Below are 815 nucleotides of genomic sequence, written 5' to 3'. Positions count from 1 at the left end.
CTCTCGACCAGCGGCACGACGGCAATTGTCTCGCCGACGCTCGCCGCGTGGATCCAGATCACCGGTCCCTCGGGGCGCTCGCGCCCGGCGATGCCATAGCGTTCGCGCCGGCGAATTCGGTCCTCCTTGCCCCTGGAGGTGCGCCAGGCGACATAGGGTCCGATCAGCGGGTAGGCGACTGCGCCTGCGAAACGATACGCCGTCAGGAAGGTGCGCGCCCAGCGCTCGCTCATTTTGAGCCATCCACGAGGCGATAGGCCTCGGCGGTCGCGGCGTTGAGCGCGGCCGTGACCTCCTGGCGCTTGCGTTCCATTTCGGCCTCATCCGCATTGGCCGGAACGAAAACCGGCGCTCCGACGACAATCGAGGAGCGGCCGAACGGCAGGTTGATCGTGGTCTTGTCCCAGCTGCGCTCCAGCACCTTGCGGCGGCTGGTGGCGATGGCGGCGGGCAGGATCGGTCGGCCCGAAAGCCGCGCCAGGAGAACGATGCCAAGCCCCGCATCGCGCGGCGTGCCATGCGGAATATCAGCGATCATGGCGACGTTCTTGCCGGTGGCGAGTGACTTTTTCAGGGCAATCAGCGCTGTGGCGCCGCCCTTGTCGCGACGCTTCGAGCTTTCGCGTCCGCCCGAGCCGCGCACCGCCTCGATGCCGAATTTCTCGATCATCAGTGCGTTGAGCTCGGCATCGGCACTACGCGACACCATGGCGACCAGCGGCCGTCCTTTGGGATAGTAGGCCGGAGTCAGAAGATGCTGGCCGTGCCATAGCGCGATGATGATGGGTTCGAACTGCGAGTAGGCGCCGCCCGAC

General features: G+C 66.5%; 2 protein-coding genes. Both read right to left on the bottom strand.

Annotation, left to right across the window (positions count from 1 at the left end; translation table 11 throughout):
- Positions 1-233: glycosyltransferase N-terminal domain-containing protein (locus tag EOA86_RS36755; RefSeq protein ID WP_281035747.1), on the bottom strand; the 233-nt coding region annotated here is incomplete at its 3' end.
- The coding region (locus EOA86_RS36750; protein WP_128345842.1) for a lysophospholipid acyltransferase family protein at positions 230-815 on the bottom strand (586 nt) is incomplete at its 5' end. The genes EOA86_RS36750 and EOA86_RS36755, both read right to left, overlap by 4 nt.

The sequence above is a fragment of the Mesorhizobium sp. M5C.F.Ca.IN.020.32.2.1 genome (genome assembly GCF_004023105.1).
Taxonomy (GTDB): domain Bacteria; phylum Pseudomonadota; class Alphaproteobacteria; order Rhizobiales; family Rhizobiaceae; genus Mesorhizobium; species Mesorhizobium wenxiniae.
This window is presented reverse-complemented; position numbering and strand designations above follow the sequence as displayed.